Source organism: Spirosoma daeguense (assembly GCF_054776875.1).
In genome coordinates this window covers 1-1,268 of record NZ_BAAHBF010000033.1, presented here as the reverse complement: position 1 = coordinate 1,268, position 1,268 = coordinate 1, and the positions used below count along the sequence as shown (strand labels likewise).

The following is a 1,268-nucleotide window of genomic DNA, read 5'->3' as shown; positions in this document are numbered from 1 at the left end:
AGGGGCGATTTGTGACAGGAATTGCCAAAATAAATTACGCATACACTGGCTTGAGGCTGTGCCAGTTCATTACCCACTCTTAGCTATTACCGTGAAAAAATTGGTGGAAACCATATTACTCTGGCTGATTGCCCACGCTGTTTACCTATTCGTGGGGTTCTGCATTTTCATGGGCGCCATGTACCAGTTTGTTAATACCAAAAACGAAGCGAATCTCTCGTTAGCCAACCGTCTATTTTCTGTCGCCATGTCCGTACTATTTGTGGGCATCGCAGCCGCTTACGGAATCGACCACTGGCAATGGAACGCCTACGCCATTTCGATGCTGGGCATTCTGGGAGGCATGGGCGCAGATAAGCTACTCAGGCTGATATTGGCCCTCTACAACGATTCGACAAGTCTGGTGGATTTCTTTGGACGTATTAGCGATGCGGCCAAAGCAGCATGGGGTGCCTACAATAGCGTACGAGCAAAAGATAAAAATGATGATAACGCCTGAACAGATACTAACCGCCTTCATTGCCAATGCCCTCCAATGCTTTGTGTTGAGTGGTATTCTAATAATAAATCGACAGCGGACAATCGTTTTTCGCCACAGCATATTTCTGGGTATGTTCCTTAATGGCATAGGAGCACTACTCTACATTATGCCGGGGCTGTTACTGTGGGCGATTGCGACCAATAGTATTGGTGACACCATTTTTTTGATTGGCGTGTTTGTTTCCTATGTCGTTAAGCGCAAACCAATACGTAGAGAACGTATCTGGATTGTCGTAATGTTCGTGGTGTTTCTATTGTCGGTGGGGGTAGGTATCGCCTGGTTCTACTACACGCAGGAGCGGGAGATTGAATTGCGATTGCAACAGGAGCAAACCCAAAAAGTAGACACGCTGAAAAGCCACGTTACTGAGCTAAAAACGGTGCTGATTGATTCGTCGTCTGCCAGAGCCGAGCAAATGCAGACGAGTCAGCAAATGCTACACGCTCAAACAAAAATACTGCTTGATATTCAGAAATCAGTAAACGAGCTAAAGGCAAAACAGGCTGGTAATTTACCGCGAAAGGTGCGTCGAACTGCTACCGTTCAGACGTCACTTATTCCCAGAACCTTGCCCGATGCGATATTCGAAATTGACCCCGACCGTGTCGCCCCACCCCGCCCGATGCTGAAGCGAAAATATTAACACAACACACTAAATATCAGTTGATTATAGTTGCAAAAGTGGTGGATTTTGCGTAGCTTGATAGGGTAAATAAGAGGAGAAACG

General features: G+C 46.5%; 2 protein-coding genes. Both read left to right on the top strand.

Annotated features, from left to right (window positions below; genetic code table 11):
* On the top strand, positions 1–499 hold a 499-nt coding region (locus ACYVD4_RS32015), incomplete at its 5' end, for a hypothetical protein (protein WP_460952535.1).
* On the top strand, positions 483–1,184 hold the full coding sequence (locus tag ACYVD4_RS32010; RefSeq protein WP_460952534.1) for a hypothetical protein: 702 nt from the start codon (positions 483–485) through the stop codon (positions 1,182–1,184). The genes ACYVD4_RS32015 and ACYVD4_RS32010, both read left to right, overlap by 17 nt.
* Positions 1,185–1,268 lie beyond the last annotated feature (84 nt).